Source organism: Mammaliicoccus sp. A-M4, assembly GCF_022386955.1.
GTDB classification, from domain to species: Bacteria; Bacillota; Bacilli; order Staphylococcales; family Staphylococcaceae; genus Mammaliicoccus; species Mammaliicoccus lentus.
Genome location: NZ_JAJNHH010000015.1, coordinates 1 through 19,004, shown reverse-complemented (window position 1 = coordinate 19,004; position 19,004 = coordinate 1). Strand labels below are relative to the sequence as shown.

Here is a 19,004-nt window from a genome sequence, read left to right as displayed (position 1 = left end):
GATGGAATGATTCAAGAATGCACTTGGCCTAAAAGCGACTTAATGAAAGATTATCACAAAAATGAATGGTGTAGGGTGAGTAAAGATGACCAATATATATTTGAAATGCTATCGCTAGAAGGCGCTCAAGCAGGATTGTCATGGGAAACTGTCATTCAAAAACGAAAAGATTATCAAGAAGCCTTTCATAACTTCGATATAAAAAAATGTTCCGAACTAACAGACAAAGAAATTGAAGACATTAAAGAACAATATAATATCATAAAACATATGGGAAAGTTAAAGTCCGTTCGAAACAATGCAGTGCAAGTGATAAAACTTCAAGAAGAGTGGGGCAGTTTATCTAACTTTTTATGGTCTTATGTAAAAAATGAACCTATAATAAACGAATGGAAGGATATTAATGAAGTACCTGCAGAATCAGAACTATCCATTCAACTTAGTAAAGACTTGAAAAAGCGTGGATTTAAGTTTGTCGGCCCAAAAATCGTATATTCTTTTCTACAAAGCATAGGCATAATTGATGATCATATTATAACTTGTCCTTTCCATACTTATAATAGATAAAATTAGGGAGTGGGACAGAAACCTTATTTTAAAAAAACAGTTCTTACAATATAACAAACGAGTCTGAAACATTAAAAATGTTCCAGACTCGTTTTATTTATCTTTTTTGTTTCCAAGAGAAAAGAAGAACTATATTAATTCGTTATTTGAGCATTTCTAATAAACGCATCTCCATCGACCATTTCATCATCATTTTTCAGCATAAACAGCCCGAATATACCTGCAACCATTACGATGACAGAAATAATGATAAATGTATAATTGTAACCAACAGCATCTCTTAACATACCTAATGGTGTAGAAAGTATTACTGAACCGATTTGTCCAGATATTTGTAAACCTACTAGATATAGTGTTGCTGATAACTTTGGATCGAAGTGTAATGTGATATATCTAAATGCCGGTAACATAAATAATGGTACTTCTAACGCATGCATCATTTTAATCATAGACATTAAAACAGTACTATCGGTAGCAGCGCTTAAACCTATTCTAAGAAACATGACTGAAACGCCAAGCATCAATGTAGGTTTTACTCCTATTTTCATCATGATAATAGGAACAACCCCCATCATTAAAGCTTCACAGAACACTTGAATAGCATTTAAATTACCATACATAGTTTGCCCAGTTTTTGGATCATCAAATAGTTTTGTATAGAAATCTGGGAACATTTGCCCATCATAAATACCGTAGAAAGTAGCTGTAAACATAATGAACAACATTACAATCCACAGATGTTTCATTTTAAGTGTCCTCATGAAGTCTCGAGCTGATGGTATAGCATCGTCCCCAGGATTATCTCGTAAATTTCTAATTTTAACCTTCTCACTTTTAGATCTCCAAAAAATAAGAATTAATAATAGTACTAAAGCTATTAAAGAACCTAACCAAAAATTAAGCTCAGGATCTATAACAAACAAATGACCTGCAACTAAAGCTGATATCGCATATCCAACAGAACCCCAAGCTCTAGCTTGACCGTATTTAAAATTAAATAAACGGCTTAGTTTCTCTGAAACTGTTTCGTAAACACCAGTTGCAGAGAGGAATCCAGCAGAAAGGAAGATAGAACCTACTATTACACCAATAAAGAAATGATTTTGAATCAAACTTTTATATACTAAAGTAAAAAATGGACCAACTAATACAGACATAGAAGCACAGAAAATAATTAATGTTCTTTTAATAACAAGCTTGTCTTGTATTATTCCATAACCAAATAAAAATAAAATTGTTACAAATGAGTTTACTGAATATATTGTACCGATTTCTCTACCTGATAATCCTAAACCATTATCTTCTGATGCAAGCCAAATTTGGAATAGAGACCACCAAATAGACCATGATGCAAAATATAAAAACATTGTCATAGAACTTTGTAAATAAGAAACATTTTGGAAGTTTTGAAAATACTTGTTCATACCAGTTCTCCTCTTTAACTTTATTTGAAAACGTTTTCGTTAAAAGTATTATATATTTACAATAATCGAATGTCAACCGGTTGACATAAATATAATATTAGCCTTGATTCCAAATAGTAAAGAGGATATATGTATAAAAGGAGTGAGTAAGAAGGGGGTTAAAGAGGGAATAGAGTATAGCGGTTTATGATTTTACAATGGATAGTGTTATAATACATTCAAATATATATTTGAATGAGGTGTGTTATGTTTCAGACAATAATAACTGCTACAATGCTTTATGTTGCTACTGCAGTTGATTTATTAGTAATTCTTTTAATTTATTTTGCTAAGGCAAACACTAAAAATGAATATAAAGATATTTATATTGGACAATATTTAGGTTCTCTCATATTAATAATTGTGAGTTTATTTTTAGCATTTGTATTAAATTATGTTCCAGAAAAATGGATTTTAGGTTTGCTGGGTCTAATTCCTATATATTTAGGTATTAAAGTAGCTATTTATGATGATTGTGAGGGAGAAAAAAGAGCCAAGAAAGAATTAAATAAAAAAGGTTTATCAAAATTAGTTGGTACTGTAGTTTTAGTTACGGTAGCAAGTTGTGGTGCTGATAATATCGGGCTTTTTGTTCCATATTTTGTAACGTTAAATAGTATTGAATTGTTAACCACTTTGTTAGTATTTGTGACATTAATTTTTATTTTAGTATTCACAGCTCAGAATTTAGCAAATATACCTGGAATTGGTGAAGTTGTAGAGAAATTTAGTCGTTGGATTATGGCTGTTATTTATATAGCCTTGGGAGTATTTATTGTTATTGAAAATAAAACTATTTCAACATTGTTAAGCTTTATATTATGATAAAGGATAGTGATTTAAATGGATAAAACAATTACTTGTGATGTGATTTGTATTCATGAAGAGAAAGTTGAAAATGCTATGAAGTTTATAAATGAAGATAAATCATAAAAATTAATTAATACATTACTAAAGATAAGTGATGAAAACAAATTGAAAATTATATTAGCTTTAATTCAAGAAAAAGAGTTGTGTGTATGCGATTTATCGGTAACATTAAATATGAGTATTGCATCTACCTCTCATCATTTGAGAAGTTTATATAAAAATGATGTACTTAATTTTTATAAAAAGGGGAAGATGGCTTACTATTTTATTAAAGATAACGAAATAAAATCATTGTTATTACAACATTTAATAATTATAAAATAAAAGGCTGAGACATATGTCTCAGCCTTTAGTTACAAACAAGATTATTATTCCGATACTTCTTTAAATTGTTTTATTCTGTCGCCAATTTCATCTCTGACGCGTTGAAATTCTGACCAATCTTTACCTGCTGGATCATCAAATCCCCAATGTTCTTTTTTGACACTGGCTGGTATAGTAGGGCAGTTATTATCTGCATCACTACATAATGTTACTACTAAATCAGATTGTTTCAGGATATTATTATCAATTAAATCAGACGTTTGTTCTGAAATATCAATGTCTACTTCTTTCATAGCTTGAATTGCCTTAGGATTTACACCGTGCGTTTCTATACCAGCAGAATATACATTCCATCCTTCACCTAGTAAAGATTTACCCCAACCTTCAGCCATTTGGCTACGACAAGAGTTACCAGTACATATAAAATAAATTGTTTTGTTAGTCATAATTATTGTCCTCATTTTTAGTATATAGTAAACATTAGGTATAAATATATAACCTAAACTATTAATAGAGTACCATCTATATAGGTATAGGTCTATGTTAATTGTTTGACTTGCAATGTTGGAAAATCTAATTTATAGTTATTATATCAAAAAAAGTTGATGTAATAGCTATATTAAATATATATAAGGGAGGAGTGTGTTTTATGGAAATTATTAAAACCAATTCAAATTTAGATGACGAAGAACAATTAGATTTTTATGAAAATTTGTTTAACGCTCTTGCTGACAAGATTAGACTTAAAATATTGAAATCTATAAGTCAAAGTACTTCCAAATCTTTATGTGTTTGTGATTTAGAGGAATTATTGAATTTGAAACAATCTAAACTTTCTTATCATTTAAAGAAATTAGTGAATGCGAATATTCTAATTGCTGAAAAGCATGGTACTTGGAATTATTATAAAATTAATGAAAAACAAATACAGGTAGTATTAAATGAAGATACTTGTTGTAAGATACTTTAAGTATCTTCTTTTAAAAACAATTAATCAATTTTTCTTGATTTATATATCAATAAAAATTGATTAATTAAAATGGAGGTTAGATGTGAAAGTGGAGCAAATAATAGAATTTTTGAAAACATTTGTAATGTTATTTTTAGAACTATTGACTTTATTTATAATAGTTAGTTTCATTGTGAGTTTGATTCAACAAATAGTTTCAGAAGAAAAGATTAAAAATTTCTTAAGTAAGCCTAATCAAACCATTAATTACATATATGGGATGATATTTGGTGCTATTACACCTTTTTGTTCTTGTTCTACAATTCCTATACTTGCGGGACTATTGAACTCAAAAGTATCTTTTGGACCAGCGATTAGCTTTTTGATAGCTTCTCCTTTAATGAATCCGCTTATGATATTTATGTTATGGGTGTTATTAGGTTGGCAAGTTGCGATTGTTTATTTAATCGTAATAGCGATTTTGAGTATTTTAACAGGATTTGTATTTTCAAAAATGAAATTAGCGAATAGTTATAAAGGTATAAATGTAAAAGGTGATGGATTTTTTGCTAATAAAACAGGGTCTCGTTTTAAGCAAGCATTGAATGATGCATGGGCTTTTTTATACCCAATGCTCCCTTATTTATTAATAGGCGTGTTTATAGGATCTTTCATTTATGGTTTTATACCAGCCGCATTCATTACTCAATATGCGAGTGGCGACAGTATTATTTCTGTCATTATTGCTTCTGTAATCGGTATACCGATGTATATAAGACCAGAAACGATGCTCCCTATAGCTGAAGCGTTAGTTTCTAAAGGCATGTCTGTAGGCACAGTAGTAGCTTTAATAATAGGTGGTGCAGGAGCTAGTATTCCGGAAGTCATTTTGCTATCTAAATTATTTCAGAAGAAATTTGTAATTTCTTTTATTATGGCAATCTTAGTAGTAGCTATAGGAACAGGTTTAATCGTTAACCTTATTATTTAAAGGAGGTGAGATAATTGAGTATTAAAGATATGTTTAAAAAGATAAAACCTAAAGAACAAGAGTGTTGTTCTGTAGAATTCGAGGAAAAAAATGATAGTAAAGATAACAAAGAAGATAACAATGATCAATCTAATGAATAAAGGTATAGTAATTTTTACTTAATATGTTTCTCTTTCAATACAAAAACGCCCTCTAAGTTTTCACTTTTTTAGTGTATACTTTGAAGGGCGTTTTAATAATTAGTGGATGTGAATTTTCTATTGAATATCTTTGCTTAAAGTATTATCAATAAAGCACTCTAATGAGTCTCTTAATTCTGTGTATTGTTCATTTTCCATGTCTAATTTTTTAAATGAAGTGACGACTTCGTCTAAAATGGCACTTTGTGTTTCAATGCCTTGTTGAGTTAAAGAAACACGTAAATTTCTTTCATCATTAACCGCTCTTTCTCTGTTAATGAATCCTTTGTCTTCTAATTTTTTTAAAAGTGGTGTTAGAGTACCTGAATCTAGGTATAATCTATCACCTAACGTCTTGATATTGATCACTTCTTTTTCATCTATAGCTACAAGAACGATATATCCAGTATAAGTTAAATTATATTTCTTTAATAACGGTGTATACTTTTTAATTAATTCTTTTGACGCAACATATAATAAGAAACCAATTTGTTTATCAATAGGTGGTAAACCCATTTTATCATCCTCCTTACGTCAAAATTAAGCCTATTATGAAATGGGTTCAAAGTCAAGTTGTAACAAAAATGTTCATAAAATTACATAAATTATGGTGCTCAATTTACTATTTATATGAATTTTTTGGAAATAAGATAGAAAATAAATAAATATTGAATTTTCAGTTAAATTACAGCTGAATTTTTGATATTCTTATAGGTATAGCAAAGTGAGGTGGTGGGTGGATGGATAAACAGAATGTTCCTGAAGAGTTAGTTCAAGAAATTGTAATGAAAGCTGGTCGTGTCCTTTTGGAAGCTGGAGCAGAAGCGTTCAGAGTAGAAGATACGATGTATAGAATGGCAAAACATCTAGGCTATCCAAATAACCAGTGTTATGTTAGTTCCACATTCATCAACTTTGCTTTAGACGTAAACGATAATATTAGGGTATATCGTGTTAGTAAAAGAGATACAAATTTGGGAGATATTCATCGTGCGAATAATGTATCACGAATGCTCGTGAACGAACAAATTACTGCTATAGATGCATTGGAAAGACTGAATAAAATACATGCTTCACCTTTACCTTACTCACTGAAACTTAAATTTTTTATAGCGGGATTTATATCACTGTTCTTTCTATATTTATATAGTGGGGATATGCAAGATATATTGGCTACCTTTTTAGCAGGTGCTATAGGTTATACTATAGTAGAATTAGTGCACTCTTGGACGAGAGTGAAATTTATTGCAGAGATTATTGCAGCCGCCGCAATTGCCTTAATTGCCATCTATAATCAAATTTGGCTAGGTGGAGATACACTTAATATCGTTATCATATCAGCAGTCATGCCAATTGTACCAGGTGTATTAATAACTTGTGCAATACAAGATTTATTCCTAGGACAACTGTTGGTAGGTATTTCTAAAGGGTTAGAAGCGACCTTTACCTCTATTGCTATCGGAACAGGTGTAGGTATTATATTATTAATTTTCTTTTGAGAGGTGAGGTACGTTGATAACAATAATTTTAAATATAGTATTTAGTTTTGGTGCATCTTGTTTTTTTGGATTATTGTTTAACGCGCCAAAATATTTACTTGTACCAGCTGGTCTAGTTGGAGCTGTTGGCTGGGGAATGTTTCAAATTAGTATATTCTATGATTATTCAGATATTCAGGCATCATTCTTTGGTGGATTTTTTGTTGGTATCATGAGTCATTATATGTCGAGAAAATTTTTCTCTCCTGCCATCCTTTTTATTATCCCAGGGATTATCCCACTTGTTCCCGGTGGTACAGCTTATCAAGCAATTAGAAATTTAGTGCTTAACAATTATCATGAAGCATTAGTCACAATGATACAAGTTGCTTTAATATCTAGCGCTATAGCTCTAGGGTTATTAATATCTGACTTGTTATCTAAATTATATTTTACTTATGGTAAACAAATAAAATTAAAAAGAAACTAAGAAATCAGGCAAGATAGTTAATCATCTCGCCTGATTTTATCATTTCCTAGGAAATATATTATTCATAAATGTACTGTATAACTTCCAATGCTTGCTCAATTGTTTCTACTGTAACATTTGCTTTATTAGATAGTTCTTTAAGTGGATGGATTAAATCTGTAGGTCTCACAATAATTAATGGTTTATTTAGAGTAATCGCAGCAGACGCATCCATTGCTGTATTCCATTGTTTATACTTTTCTCCAAATAAAGCGATAACAATATCTGCTTTATTCATCAATACTTGTGTACGTAAGTTGTTGATATCAGAAGCAGCGTTATCTCTATAATAATTGTTAGGTTGCTCTCCTAAGATATCTTCACCAATGTTATCTGAACGATCATGGTTTGTTTGTGGACCGACAAATGTTAGTGGTAAGTCTTGTTGCTTAGCTTTTTGTGCAAGTTCATCACGCCAATCATCATGAATTTGACCTGCTAAATAAACAGTTAAATTTAACATATAATAAAATCCTCCTTTTAACTAAGTTTAACATATGCAAAAGGATTACATATTTGATATGATTGTAAAAAATATAATAGTTCAAAAATTATGAAAGTGGGTCCTAAATATGTGTTCAGTAACAATTGATAAAATTAAAAATGAAGAAGTTACGATTTTATCTAAAATTTGTAAACAAACTTTTAGTGATGCTTTTAAACATACAATGTCTGAAGAAGATTTAAAAACATTTTTCAAAGAGGCTTATAGTACAGAGGCATTACTAGATGAAATGAGTAATAAACAATCATGGTACTTTTTTGCCAGATATAATGGAGAAGTAGCAGGTTATATGAAATTAAACATTGGAGACGCTCAAACAGAACCAAAAGGTGAAGACTATTTGGAAGTACAGCGATTGTATATGTATCGCGAATTTCAATCCAAAGGTATAGGTAGCATACTTATGGAAAAAGCATTTGAAATTGCGCGTGACAATGGAAAGAAAAAATTATGGCTAGGCGTGTGGGAAAATAACCACAGAGCTATAGAATTTTATGAAAGACATGGCTATAAAATAACAGGATCACATCAATTTTATGCAGGGAATGACATATCTACAGATTATATAGTAGAAACAAATATAAGTTGATTATAGAAAAACACTTCCGTATAGATTCATGTAGTATGAACCAATACGGAGGTGTTTTTATTATATTTTTATAATTTGAGATCAGATTTTCACTGATGAAAAGGTAGATATGTTGCAAGAGAAAGTCCACGTGCGACATAATGCCTCCGAAAGTTGCAAGACGAGATCCACGTGCAACATAATGCCTCCGAAAGTTGCAAGACGAGATCCACGTGCAACATAATGCCTCTGAATGTTGCAAGACGAGTTCCACGTGCAACATAACATACTCCTTATTGACAAGACTACTGAGAAAAGGCAATAAGGCTATCGTTATTGACACGTTTTACGAGAAAAGACAACAAGACTACCGTTATTGACAGGTTTTGCAAGAAATGACAATAAAAATAGAGGTTGAGACATGTATTTATGTCTCAGCCTCTAAAAATTCAATAAGCCATATTATAATAAACTTTGAATAGCATCGACTAGACTGTAAATACCTAAGAATGATACTACAAGTACTACAAACAGCCCGATAATATTCAACACGATACCATTTGCGAATTTTCCCATCATATTTTTCTTGTTTAAAATGATAAATATTAAAATCGCAATGATTGGTAAAATAACGCCATTTAAAGCTTGTGCGAGTAACAGTACTTCAAGAGGTTCAAATCCTAGTGCTGAAGTTATAATACCGATAAATATAACAACAGCGAATACGAAGCGGTATTTTTTGCTTTTAACGCCACCTTTCCAACGTAAGCAACTGCTTATTGTTGCTGCTGCGCCCATTGGAGAGGCTATTGCTGAGGATAATCCGGCTGAAAATAGTCCGATACTCATAAATAATGGTGCAAAATCTCCGAGAATTGGCTTAAGAGGCTCAGATAGTTGAACAAGACTTGATACTTCATCTCCTTCAATTAATGTACCAGCTGTGATCAGTATTGCAGCGGATATGATACCACCTAAACCTATCGCAACGATTGTATCTATACGTACTGCCTTTAAATCTTTAATACCGTTAAATCGTTCGTGAATAGAACTCGCGTGTATAAAGAAGTTATAAGGTACGACAGTTGTACCTATTAACGCGATAACTGTTAATAAAGAGCCATTAGGTATACTTGGTACAAATGCTCCTTTGAGTACTGCACCAAAGTCTGGCTGTATAACAATAACTGTCGTAACAAATATAATACCCATTACTAATACAAGAACAGTCATGACTTTTTCGATTAAATCGTAACTACCAATTAAACCTATGCATAAAATGATAACGCCAATAATAGGTGCGATAACATTTTCAGGCACTCCTATTAAATAGGCGGCACCTAAAGAAGTTCCTAGCAAATCTCCGGATATGTATGCAGCACAACCAACAGCAACAGCTATCATACTAAACCATACTGTGATGAGTTTTAGTAAATGATGATTGAATATATCCCGGATTGCTTCACCTAAGCCTTCATTGGTAACGAGTGCTAAACGTGCAACCATTTCTTGAAGCGCAATGGTCGCGATAATAGAGAATAAGACTGCCCAAAGCAGACTATATCCAAAGCCTGCACCCCCTTGAGTCATCGTTGTAACAGTTCCAGGACCTATGAAAGAAGCGGTTATAATCATACCTGGTCCGAATATACCAAAGTTACTTTTCCTTTTATTTTCTACGATTTAAACCATTCCCTTCGTTTACAAAAACATTAAGCTTTATTTAAATGTTTTATATGTCCTGCTAATACGTAAAGCACAGCTGTAGATACAAAGTGAGATGAATTTTGATTAGCGTCTTGCATTGGATAGACTTCTACAAAATCCATACCAACTAAACCTAATTTTCCAAATTCATAAATCATTGTTAATAATTCATAACTTGTTAAACCATTGCCATCTACAGGTCCTCCTGGATTAAAAGCAAAGTCCAACACATCACTACAAATCGTTAAATATACAACATCTACATCATTACTTGCTTGCAAATATATATCTTTAGCGAACTTGCGTAAATCGTCAGTTTCACGTATATCATTGATTGTAATCGTAACTGCTCCATTTTCTTTAGCGAACTTTCCTGTTTCAGGATGGTTTCTTGGACCGTGTATTCCTGTATGAATAAGGCTTTCATTACGAATACCTTCAGTTTCATAAAGTCTCATGAAAGGTGTATTACGAGCGAATTGCTCATTTTCATAATTCGGCATATTATCATAATGTGCGTCTAAATGGATGATACCTACACGTTTTCCAGTGTTAGTTAAGGCTTTTAAAATTGGATAAGTTATACCATGATCCCCGCCTAAACCTACTAGAAACTTTTCAGAACGCCATAAATTTTCGGCAAATTTCTCTATGTTTTGTACAGTTTCATCAACGTCATGAGGTACTGTTGAAACATCGCCTACATCACCGATTGTTAAATGTTCGTGTACATCAATATGATCCAATTCAGGAAGATAACCACTGTATCTTGCTGAAGACAGCCTAATTTGCTTAGGACCTAATTCACAACCTGTGTAGTCTCCCCAAGTACACGGGCCTTCAAATGGAACACCATAAACTAATACATCAGTTGAATAATCTTTACTCTTTGATAAATTTTGTGATCCTAAAAAACAAGGTGTATTGCCATAAATTCGTTCACTCATTGTATTAATACTCCTTTCTCTTAATAATGGTAATTATATAAAAGTATTCACTAGTTATCAAATTTTTCTGAATATTATTTGGTATAATGGGAATAATAAATTAAATATTAATAAAGATTCGGAGGTATTTAACGAGATGAAAAATAAAGTGTCATTTTTATTTGCATCAATAATAATTTTATCTGGTTGTAGTATTACGATAGGCGAACCAGCCAAAGATAATAATGCTAAACAGGAGGATAAATCGGAGAATAATGACACAAATAATGAAAACAACAAACAATCTACTCCTAATATTGATATATTGTCACAAGATTTTTCCGATAATTATATGAATGCTAATCATGTTACAGGCTACAAAGGTCTAATAAAAAATATGAATAAAAAAGAAGTTCAACAAAAATATGGTGAAGAAGATGATATAAGAAACTTTTTAGGAAGAGAAGGCTACGTTTATGGAAACTTTATGGTTATGTATTACTTAGGAGCAGGGAATCCAATTGAACAATATAGTATTATACCGAATCAGAATGTGTCTTATAAAGAGTTTGTTGATTTTCATGGCGAACCTACACAAGACTTAAGAAGAGGGCAAGGACACTCATTCGTTATTTACAATAAAACGCCGAATAACGGTTATCAAATAGCAGTTTATACAGAAGGCAGTAATGAAGATGATGAAATAAGATATATTATGCAATATCCTGATGACTTTGAATTCTCAAATTCAAGCAATGATGAAAATACAGTCATCACTCGAGATAATGTCTTTGATGCAGTAGAAGCATTTGAAGGTATTGATAAAGTAGATACTGACAAAACAATTTGGAAAGAACCTGAGAAAAAAGATGATACTTTTGGATTCTCATATACTGATAAGAACGGAAAATTATTAGGTTCTTACAACGTTAGAGAAGATGGATATGTGGAATCTTTTGATGAAAAAGGTAATAAAATAAGAGCCGGCTATATAAATCTTAACGACTAAAATAATAATTTATTAAAGGCACTGCAAGGTTGAAAAAAATCAACTAAAGAAGCAGTGCCTTTTTTATCTTGTAGTTATTGGAGATGCCAAATAATGCATTATTTGGATATTGACAAAGTGAATGGAACCGGTTACAATAAAAAGTGAATATTTTATTTTTTATAAGCTTTGGGAACCGGTACCATTATAGAGGAGTGAATTAAATGAATTATAAAAAGGAAGCTGAAAGCATAATTGATGCGATAGGCGGTAAAGAGAACATAGATGCTATTGCACATTGTGCGACTAGGTTAAGATTAGTATTAAAAGATGAAAATAAAGTAGATGAAGATAAGTTAAGTAATCTGGAAGTTGTAAAAGGGACTTTTTCAACGGGTGGACAATATCAAATCATTATTGGTTCAGGAACAGTTAATAAAGTATTTAATGAAATGGAAAAATTAACAGGACTTGAAGCTTCAACATCTTCAGAAGTGAAAAATCAGTCTTCTAAAAAGTTAAATCCAATACAAAAATTCGTGAAAATGTTATCAGATATATTTGTTCCAATTATTCCAGCCATAGTTGCTGGTGGTTTATTGATGGGACTCAACAATATCTTAACAGCAAAAGATTTATTTTATGATAATCAATCTTTTATAGAAGTACATGATCAATTTTCAGGTTTAGCAAGTATGATTAACGTGTTTGCTAATGCGCCATTTGTATTCTTACCAGTTCTTATCGGGTTTAGTGCTGCAAAACGGTTTGGAGGTAATGCCTTCTTAGGTGCTGCTTTAGGTATGATATTGGTACATCCTAGTTTAATGGACGGTTATGAGTACCCAGAAGCTTTAGCGAAAGGCGAAAAAATTCCGACGTGGGAATTTTTCGGTTTATCTATTAAAATGGTAGGTTACCAAGGACAAGTTTTACCGATATTGGTAGCTTCATATATTCTTGCTAAATTAGAAATAGGGTTTAGAAAAGTCATTCCTTCAACATTAGATAATCTATTAACACCGTTATTATCAATATTCTTTACTGCATTTATCACTTTTGCTGCAGTAGGACCAATCACGCGTTCAGGTGGTTACTTATTATCTGATGGCTTAACTTGGTTGTACGAATCAGGTGGAGCAATTGGAGGATTGTTATTTGGTCTACTATATGGTCCGATTGTAATAACTGGTATGCACCATAGTTTTATTGCAATTGAAACTACATTGATAGCTGATACTGCAAAAACTGGCGGATCATTTATCTTCCCAATTGCAGCAATGTCGAATGTGGCTCAAGGGGCAGCAACGTTAGCAGCTTTCTTTATTGTTAAGAATAAAAAATTAAAAGGTGTAGCATCAGCTGCTGGTATTTCAGCATTATTAGGTATCACAGAACCTGCTATGTTTGGTGTTAACTTGAAACTACGTTATCCATTTATAGGAGCTATTGTTGGTTCAGGAGCAGGAGCGTGCTATATTGCAGCGACTAAAGTAAAGGCAATTGCTTTAGGTACAGCTGGGTTACCTGGATTTATTTCAATTGCGACAGGTAGTTGGTTAAACTATATTATAGGTATGGCAATAGCTATAATTGTTGCATTTGTAGTAACGATTGTACTTTCAAGAAGAAAAGCATATAAAGAATTAGAAAATTAAAGTTTGTAAACATAATATTTGTTTCATGGTCATGTATTCTCGTACAATGGTACTGAAGATAAAATGGAGGTATAAATCATGAAATTAAATGAAATAGATGTAAATGAATTATATCCTACTGAAAAATTAGGACCAAGTGTACTTGGTACAATTATTTATAAAGTAGGAGAACAATCACAATTTAAAGGTGCTTATATTACTACAAATGAACGCGTAATAATGAGTGTCGATATGAACGGTGAACCATACAGAAGAGTTTTCAGTTACCAAGATATTAAAGCGGTAACGATTGAAGACAAAGGTGTATTATTTATCGAATTTCCAGAAGGAAAAGTAGCAATGATCGATATTGAAGAAGGCGACGTAGAAGCTTTCAAAGATTACGTAAACGAGCGCGTACAATAAAAATTGGGGAGTGGGACAGAAATCTTATTTTGATAAAAAGATTTCGTAGTTCCACCCTTTTTTTGTTTTAGTAAATAAAATCGTAGATGTTGCAAGACGAGTTCCACGTGTAACATAATTATCCAGTCCATTACTGCCAATATAAAGAAAGAGTTCGAGACAATGATTTATGTCTCGAACTCTTTAAATTTTTATTATTTTGTAAGCATGTCTTTTAAATATTTCGTTTGTTTTTCTATAGATATCGGGTCAGAATACATAAACAAGTTTTTTGGATAATAGTAAACTTGATCTTCTTTGACAGCTTTAGTATTTTTCCATATGCTTCCGTCAATTAGTGAAGATTTTGGTTTTTTACCATCTTCGGTAGGGATTAATAAATAATCTCCAGAATATTTACTAAAGTTTTCTAATGAAGTTGATAACCAACCTTCTTTAGGAATATCTTCTTCTGCTGATTTAGGGTGTTTAAACCCAAAGCCTTGATAGATAACTTCCGAACCACGACCAAAGTTATTTCCGATTAACGTTAATTCTTTAGGCCCGACTTCCATTATAGAAACTGTGCTATCTTTGCCTAATTTTTCTTTTACGTCTTTTCCTTCTTTAGTCATTAAATCTTCTAGTTCTTTTACTTGTTCTTTAGCTTTGTCTTCTTTACCTAACAATTTACCTATTTCAACGTGAACTTCTTTAAAAGTACGTTTACTATGGTCGAAAGGAACTGTAGGTGCAATTTTTTCATACTTTTTAATTTGAGGATTTGCATTATATGTGATAATCAAATCTGGTTTCAATTTCGTTACTGCTTCTATATCTTCCGAACCTACGCGTTTAGCATCTTTATCATCTACAAATTTAGATTTAGGAAAATCTGCATCCACACCGACTGGATCTATACCAAGTTTTTGGAAGTTTCCTTGGTTAGTTGTTAATACGACAACACGTTTTGGATTATTTGGAATTTTGATTGTTTTACCTTCGTCTGTTTTATATTTATGAGCTTCGTTACTCGATGAATCGTCATCTTTGTTGTTACATCCAGCTAAAATCAGTAAAATGGTAGCTAAGAAAACAAGTAATTTTTTAGACATATGTATCTCTCCTAATTGATAATAGATTTCGATTATAACATATTTTCCAAAAACAAAGATTTAAAACTTTAGTATTTGTTAAATAAAAGGGGCTGGGTTGAAGTGGAAGAAATTCGAATAGAATGTCCAGAGATTTTCGATTTTGAACAATGTTTAGAATACTTTAAAAGAAATGAAAATGAAATTTTATTTAGCGTAGTTGATCAAGAAATTTATAAAGCAGTTAAAATAAATAACCTTAATATATTAATACACGTATCATACGTACCACATTACTTAAAAGTAGAAATTTTAAATCAAGATTTGATTACGCCTTTAATCGTAGAAAAACTTATTTCATATATAGAAGAATGGTTTGATTTCTCAACAGATTTATCTTCATTTTATAATGATGTTAAAGATAATAAAATATTAGCACCATTAACTGAAGAGTTATATGGATTAAGAATAATTAGAATTCCAGAATTTTTCGAAGCTATTACATGGGGAATCATAGGACAACAAATCAATTTATCATTTGCTTATAAATTAAAACGAAGGTTAGTTGAAAAATATGGTGAATCAATACCATATAAAGACAGACAATATTACATTCATCCATCACCAGAAAAAATATCAAATGTCACAATTGAAGAATTAATGGAGCTAAAATTTTCACGTAGAAAAGCAGAATATCTTATAGATATTGCAAATAAAATTCAATCACAAATTATAACGAAAAAAATGTTGTTAAATCTAACAGATAAAGAAGAAATAGAGAAAGCTCTAACAGATTTAAGAGGTATAGGACCATGGACAGCACACTACGTCATGATGAGATCATTAGGTATAAAAAATGCTTATCCTGTAGGAGATGTTGGTTTGCAAAATGCTTTAAAATTAATTTTAGAATTAGAACAGAAACCTTCTAAAGAATTTATGATAGAACTTAATAAAGATTGGGAAAAGTGGAGCTCTTATGCAACATTTTACATTTGGAGAGCGCCATATTTGAGGAATATTAAATAGGGTATTTAGCGTAAATTAGTAATAATAATCAAAAAATAACCATCTAGTTAATGCTTTGACAGTTACCTAGAATGGTTATTTTTTATTTTATAAATATATATGATTTCGATATTTTATATTTTGAGAGTAGTAAAATATAGAAGTTTTTATTTAAAGTTCTTCTTCTGTACCATTATAAAATAATTTTGGATCTATAGATGCTTTAAGTGAGTGTGCAACTGTGCAATATTTTTCGACACTTAAAGAGATTGCGCGTTTTAATTTTTTTAAATCTACTTCTCCTTCAACATCAAAAGTAAGTGTAACGTTTTTTACTGCACGGGATGTAGTGTCTTCTCGTTCATCATCTACTGTGATTTCAAATTTTGTTACATCTGCTAATCTTTCTTTCATTATGTTTGTCACGTCAATTCCAGTACATCCTGCTAATCCGCTTAACATCAATTCAACTGGAGATGGCCCGTTATCATCGCCACCGGATGCGGCTGGTGCATCTGAAATGATATCATGACCGAAATTAGATTGTGCTGTAAATGTTTTGTTGCCTTTCCATATAGATTTAATCATCTTAAGTCCTCCTCGTAATATTTAACTTCATTGTATCAAGAGGCGTGTAACTACACTAACAAATTGACTAAAGGTTTAGCTAGTTATGACGATTTTTAATTTAATTATTTATTTTTTGTTTTTCTCTCATTTGTTCATATTCAGTTCACATTGCGAAGATATGATATATATATAAATTCAAGAGAGAAGGACGGATAAGCATGAAACTAGCATTAAAAGAACTTAAGTATTACAAATTTAAATACTTACTTGTAACATTGATTTTATTCTTATTAGCATTTTTAGTGTTATTTATTTCAGCTTTAGCACAAGGGTTAGCTAAAGAGAACGTTTCTGGAGTAGAACAATGGAAAAAAAGTGAATATGTAATTGCTAACGATGCGGATAATAATTTAGGACAATCTGACATTTCGGGTAAAAATGAAGCAAAAGTACAAAACATTGCAAAAGGTGACACGATTAGAACTGCAATGCAAAAAATTAATACAGATGATGGTAAAGCAGACATCATGTTTACACAACTTACAAATAACATTCAGCCTAAACCTTCAGAAGGAGAATTACCTAGTAACGGTAACGAAGTTCTATTAAATGAAAAATTAAAAGCTGAAGGATTTGAGATTGGTGACAAAATTAAATTATCTGATGAGAATCAAACGTTTAAAATTGTAGGATTTGCAGATAATTTAATGTATTCACATACTTCAATGGCTTATGTGAATGAAGCGGGAATGAATGATTTGAAAGGCAATCATATTGCTTTAATCGCTTATGATAATTTAAATAGTAATCAAAAAAATCAAATTAATGATTTAGAAAATGTAAAAGTCATTCCACAATCTGATTTGATGGATGCAATACCAAGTTATAATGCAGAGCAACAACCTTTAAATCTTATGATTGTATTTTTATTCGTAATTTCTGCGATTGTGATTACAGCATTCTTCTATGTTATGACAATTCAAAAAACAAGCCAGTTTGGTATTTTGAAAGCAATAGGTACTAAGAACAAACAACTTATTTCATCATTAATGATTCAAATTTTAATCATAACGTTAATAGGTGTGGCATTAGCTATTGCAATTATCTTAGGACTAAATACTGTAATGCCAGTGACAATGCCATTCTACTTAAATACAAACTTAATGTTATTGATGGTTGGTGTATTTATTATTGTTTCATTAATCGGTGCAGTATTATCACTTATTAAAGTAATGAAAATAGAACCACTAGAAGCTATAGGAGGAGAATAATAATGGGATTAGTAGTAGAACATGTTACAAAATCATTTGGTGAAAAAGACGCAAAAACTCAAGTATTGAATGATATTAATTTTACAGCAAACAAAGGTGAACTCATTGTATTAAATGGTGCATCAGGTTCTGGAAAATCAACATTATTATCTATTATAGGTGGCTTATTAGATAAAAGTTCTGGAGATATAACTTTAGATGATTTAAGCTATGTTGATTTATCAGATAAAAAATTAACAGATATGAGATTAAATCAAATCGGATTTATTTTTCAATCGTCACATTTAATACCTTATTTAAACGTTACTGATCAACTTATGTACATTGGACAAATGGCCGGAATGAGTAAGAATGAAGCTAAAAAAAGAGCTGAGAAATTATTAATAGATATAGGGTTAGAACATAGATTGAAATCTTATCCGAATGAATTATCAGGCGGAGAAAAACAACGTGTAGCTATCATGAGAGCTTGGATGAATGAACCTAAATTAATCTTAGCTGATGAACCAACAGCAAGTCTAGATTCTAACCGGGCAATAGAAGTGGTTAAAATGATTAGAGATAATGTTAAAAATAATCAATCAATAGGAATTATGATTACTCATGATGAAAGAATTTTTGAATTCGCTGATAAAGTAATAAAACTAAGTGATGGAAAAATTGAAGAACAAGTTTCATAATATTTTATAATTGAAGAAAATGTAAAAAACAAGCATTCAAAATAAAACGCTCAATCCGCAAACTGAAGTGAACCCTGTCAAGTAGACAACTAAATAATAAAAATGTCTTTTTGGTCGAATTCATAGCTAAGCTATGGATTTGGCCATTTTTAATGTAATTCGATTAGTATTATAAAAATGGATATATTTAGCTAATTCTATTAGTGCCTGTTCATAATTTATAAAAGAAAAGTTCTTATTTCCTTTATAAATTTCACTTTTCATCATTCCCCATACTGATTCCATAGGTCCATTA

23 protein-coding genes and 1 pseudogene are annotated in these 19,004 nt (G+C 31.1%); 15 read left to right on the top strand and 9 right to left on the bottom strand.

All coding sequences use genetic code 11. From position 1 onward, the window contains the following. The first annotated feature begins 6 nt into the window (after positions 1-6). Positions 7-567, top strand: coding sequence for a DNA-3-methyladenine glycosylase I (locus tag LQ682_RS12020; RefSeq protein ID WP_070045506.1), 561 nt, complete (start codon positions 7-9; stop codon positions 565-567). Between the two features lie 134 nt (positions 568-701). On the opposite strand, the gene LQ682_RS12015 is transcribed toward LQ682_RS12020, so the two are convergent. Beyond that, positions 702-1,991: an oligosaccharide MFS transporter gene (locus LQ682_RS12015; RefSeq protein ID WP_016998422.1), complete on the bottom strand. Its 1,290-nt coding sequence runs from the start codon at positions 1,989-1,991 to the stop codon at positions 702-704. 246 nt (positions 1,992-2,237) lie between these two features. Between LQ682_RS12015 and LQ682_RS12010 the strand changes: the two genes are divergently transcribed. Both LQ682_RS12010 and LQ682_RS12005 read left to right on the top strand, forming a co-directional pair. After that, on the top strand, positions 2,238-2,855 hold the full coding sequence (locus LQ682_RS12010; RefSeq protein ID WP_239724354.1) for a CadD family cadmium resistance transporter: 618 nt from the start codon (positions 2,238-2,240) through the stop codon (positions 2,853-2,855). 18 nt (positions 2,856-2,873) lie between these two features. Then, positions 2,874-3,224 (top strand): annotated as a pseudogene (locus tag LQ682_RS12005) (ArsR/SmtB family transcription factor). A gap of 44 nt (positions 3,225-3,268) precedes the next feature. On the opposite strand, the gene arsC reads toward LQ682_RS12005, so the two are convergent. Continuing rightward, positions 3,269-3,670, bottom strand: a complete 402-nt coding sequence (gene arsC / locus LQ682_RS12000; protein WP_064210832.1) for an arsenate reductase (thioredoxin) — start codon at positions 3,668-3,670, stop codon at positions 3,269-3,271. Positions 3,671-3,873: 203 nt separating this feature from the next. Here arsC and LQ682_RS11995 point away from each other — a divergent pair, with 203 nt between their 5' ends. The 3 genes from LQ682_RS11995 to LQ682_RS11985 all read left to right on the top strand — a co-directional run bounded on the left by LQ682_RS11995 (position 3,874) and on the right by LQ682_RS11985 (position 5,304). Then, the gene (locus LQ682_RS11995; RefSeq protein WP_016998420.1) at positions 3,874-4,194 is read left to right on the top strand and encodes an ArsR/SmtB family transcription factor; all 321 of its coding nucleotides are present in this window, start codon (positions 3,874-3,876) and stop codon (positions 4,192-4,194) included. Positions 4,195-4,276: 82 nt separating this feature from the next. After that, complete coding sequence (locus tag LQ682_RS11990; RefSeq protein ID WP_082894565.1) at positions 4,277-5,164, top strand: permease; 888 nt, start codon at positions 4,277-4,279, stop codon at positions 5,162-5,164. A 14-nt stretch (positions 5,165-5,178) separates the two neighbouring features. After that, positions 5,179-5,304, top strand: a complete 126-nt coding sequence (locus LQ682_RS11985; RefSeq protein ID WP_070045510.1) for an alcohol dehydrogenase — start codon at positions 5,179-5,181, stop codon at positions 5,302-5,304. A gap of 117 nt (positions 5,305-5,421) precedes the next feature. Here LQ682_RS11985 and LQ682_RS11980 read toward each other — a convergent pair whose 3' ends face one another. Continuing rightward, positions 5,422-5,859 (bottom strand): MarR family winged helix-turn-helix transcriptional regulator, encoded by a 438-nt coding sequence (locus LQ682_RS11980; protein WP_239724347.1) that lies wholly within the window; start codon positions 5,857-5,859, stop codon positions 5,422-5,424. A gap of 224 nt (positions 5,860-6,083) precedes the next feature. On the opposite strand from LQ682_RS11980, the gene LQ682_RS11975 reads away from it, so the two are divergent. Further along, the gene (locus LQ682_RS11975) at positions 6,084-6,842 is read left to right on the top strand and encodes a threonine/serine exporter family protein (RefSeq protein WP_239724344.1); all 759 of its coding nucleotides are present in this window, start codon (positions 6,084-6,086) and stop codon (positions 6,840-6,842) included. 13 nt (positions 6,843-6,855) lie between these two features. Continuing rightward, positions 6,856-7,311 carry a threonine/serine exporter family protein gene (locus LQ682_RS11970; RefSeq protein WP_064205335.1) on the top strand — a complete coding sequence of 152 codons (456 nt, stop codon included), beginning with the start codon at positions 6,856-6,858 and terminating at the stop codon, positions 7,309-7,311. Between the two features lie 58 nt (positions 7,312-7,369). On the opposite strand, the gene LQ682_RS11965 is transcribed toward LQ682_RS11970, so the two are convergent. Beyond that, complete coding sequence (locus LQ682_RS11965) at positions 7,370-7,813, bottom strand: YtoQ family protein (protein ID WP_016998414.1); 444 nt, start codon at positions 7,811-7,813, stop codon at positions 7,370-7,372. A 109-nt stretch (positions 7,814-7,922) separates the two neighbouring features. Between LQ682_RS11965 and LQ682_RS11960 the strand changes: the two genes are divergently transcribed. After that, positions 7,923-8,444 carry a GNAT family N-acetyltransferase gene (locus LQ682_RS11960; RefSeq protein WP_064205333.1) on the top strand — a complete coding sequence of 174 codons (522 nt, stop codon included), beginning with the start codon at positions 7,923-7,925 and terminating at the stop codon, positions 8,442-8,444. A 441-nt stretch (positions 8,445-8,885) separates the two neighbouring features. On the opposite strand, the gene LQ682_RS11955 is transcribed toward LQ682_RS11960, so the two are convergent. Both LQ682_RS11955 and LQ682_RS11950 read right to left on the bottom strand, forming a co-directional pair. Beyond that, entirely contained in the window at positions 8,886-10,058 is a 1,173-nt protein-coding gene (locus tag LQ682_RS11955; RefSeq protein WP_064210835.1) for an Nramp family divalent metal transporter, read from the bottom strand. Positions 10,059-10,135: 77 nt separating this feature from the next. Then, positions 10,136-11,077: an agmatinase family protein gene (locus tag LQ682_RS11950; RefSeq protein ID WP_103269242.1), complete on the bottom strand. Its 942-nt coding sequence runs from the start codon at positions 11,075-11,077 to the stop codon at positions 10,136-10,138. Positions 11,078-11,213: 136 nt separating this feature from the next. Here LQ682_RS11950 and LQ682_RS11945 point away from each other — a divergent pair, with 136 nt between their 5' ends. The 3 genes from LQ682_RS11945 (at position 11,214) to LQ682_RS11935 (ending at position 14,107) form a co-directional block, all read left to right on the top strand. Further along, positions 11,214-12,065 (top strand): hypothetical protein, encoded by an 852-nt coding sequence (locus tag LQ682_RS11945; RefSeq protein ID WP_064210836.1) that lies wholly within the window; start codon positions 11,214-11,216, stop codon positions 12,063-12,065. A 203-nt stretch (positions 12,066-12,268) separates the two neighbouring features. Then, positions 12,269-13,702 (top strand): sucrose-specific PTS transporter subunit IIBC, encoded by a 1,434-nt coding sequence (locus tag LQ682_RS11940; protein ID WP_239706041.1) that lies wholly within the window; start codon positions 12,269-12,271, stop codon positions 13,700-13,702. A 78-nt stretch (positions 13,703-13,780) separates the two neighbouring features. Then, positions 13,781-14,107: a hypothetical protein gene (locus tag LQ682_RS11935; RefSeq protein ID WP_016998408.1), complete on the top strand. Its 327-nt coding sequence runs from the start codon at positions 13,781-13,783 to the stop codon at positions 14,105-14,107. 194 nt (positions 14,108-14,301) lie between these two features. On the opposite strand, the gene LQ682_RS11930 is transcribed toward LQ682_RS11935, so the two are convergent. Continuing rightward, on the bottom strand, positions 14,302-15,201 hold the full coding sequence (locus LQ682_RS11930) for an ABC transporter substrate-binding protein (protein WP_239724343.1): 900 nt from the start codon (positions 15,199-15,201) through the stop codon (positions 14,302-14,304). Positions 15,202-15,303: 102 nt separating this feature from the next. Between LQ682_RS11930 and LQ682_RS11925 the strand changes: the two genes are divergently transcribed. Continuing rightward, positions 15,304-16,209: a DNA-3-methyladenine glycosylase family protein gene (locus LQ682_RS11925; protein ID WP_103269240.1), complete on the top strand. Its 906-nt coding sequence runs from the start codon at positions 15,304-15,306 to the stop codon at positions 16,207-16,209. Positions 16,210-16,359: 150 nt separating this feature from the next. On the opposite strand, the gene LQ682_RS11920 is transcribed toward LQ682_RS11925, so the two are convergent. Further along, positions 16,360-16,776, bottom strand: coding sequence for an OsmC family protein (locus LQ682_RS11920; RefSeq protein ID WP_103269239.1), 417 nt, complete (start codon positions 16,774-16,776; stop codon positions 16,360-16,362). 200 nt (positions 16,777-16,976) lie between these two features. On the opposite strand from LQ682_RS11920, the gene LQ682_RS11915 reads away from it, so the two are divergent. After that, entirely contained in the window at positions 16,977-18,029 is a 1,053-nt protein-coding gene (locus LQ682_RS11915) for an ABC transporter permease (RefSeq protein ID WP_103269238.1), read from the top strand. Positions 18,030-18,031: 2 nt separating this feature from the next. Continuing rightward, positions 18,032-18,709: an ABC transporter ATP-binding protein gene (locus tag LQ682_RS11910; protein WP_218729407.1), complete on the top strand. Its 678-nt coding sequence runs from the start codon at positions 18,032-18,034 to the stop codon at positions 18,707-18,709. Positions 18,710-18,835: 126 nt separating this feature from the next. Here the strand turns inward: LQ682_RS11910 and LQ682_RS14290 are convergent, their stop codons facing one another. Next, positions 18,836-18,994: an IS3 family transposase gene (locus LQ682_RS14290; protein WP_157782683.1), complete on the bottom strand. Its 159-nt coding sequence runs from the start codon at positions 18,992-18,994 to the stop codon at positions 18,836-18,838. Between the last annotated feature and the right edge of the window lie 10 nt (positions 18,995-19,004).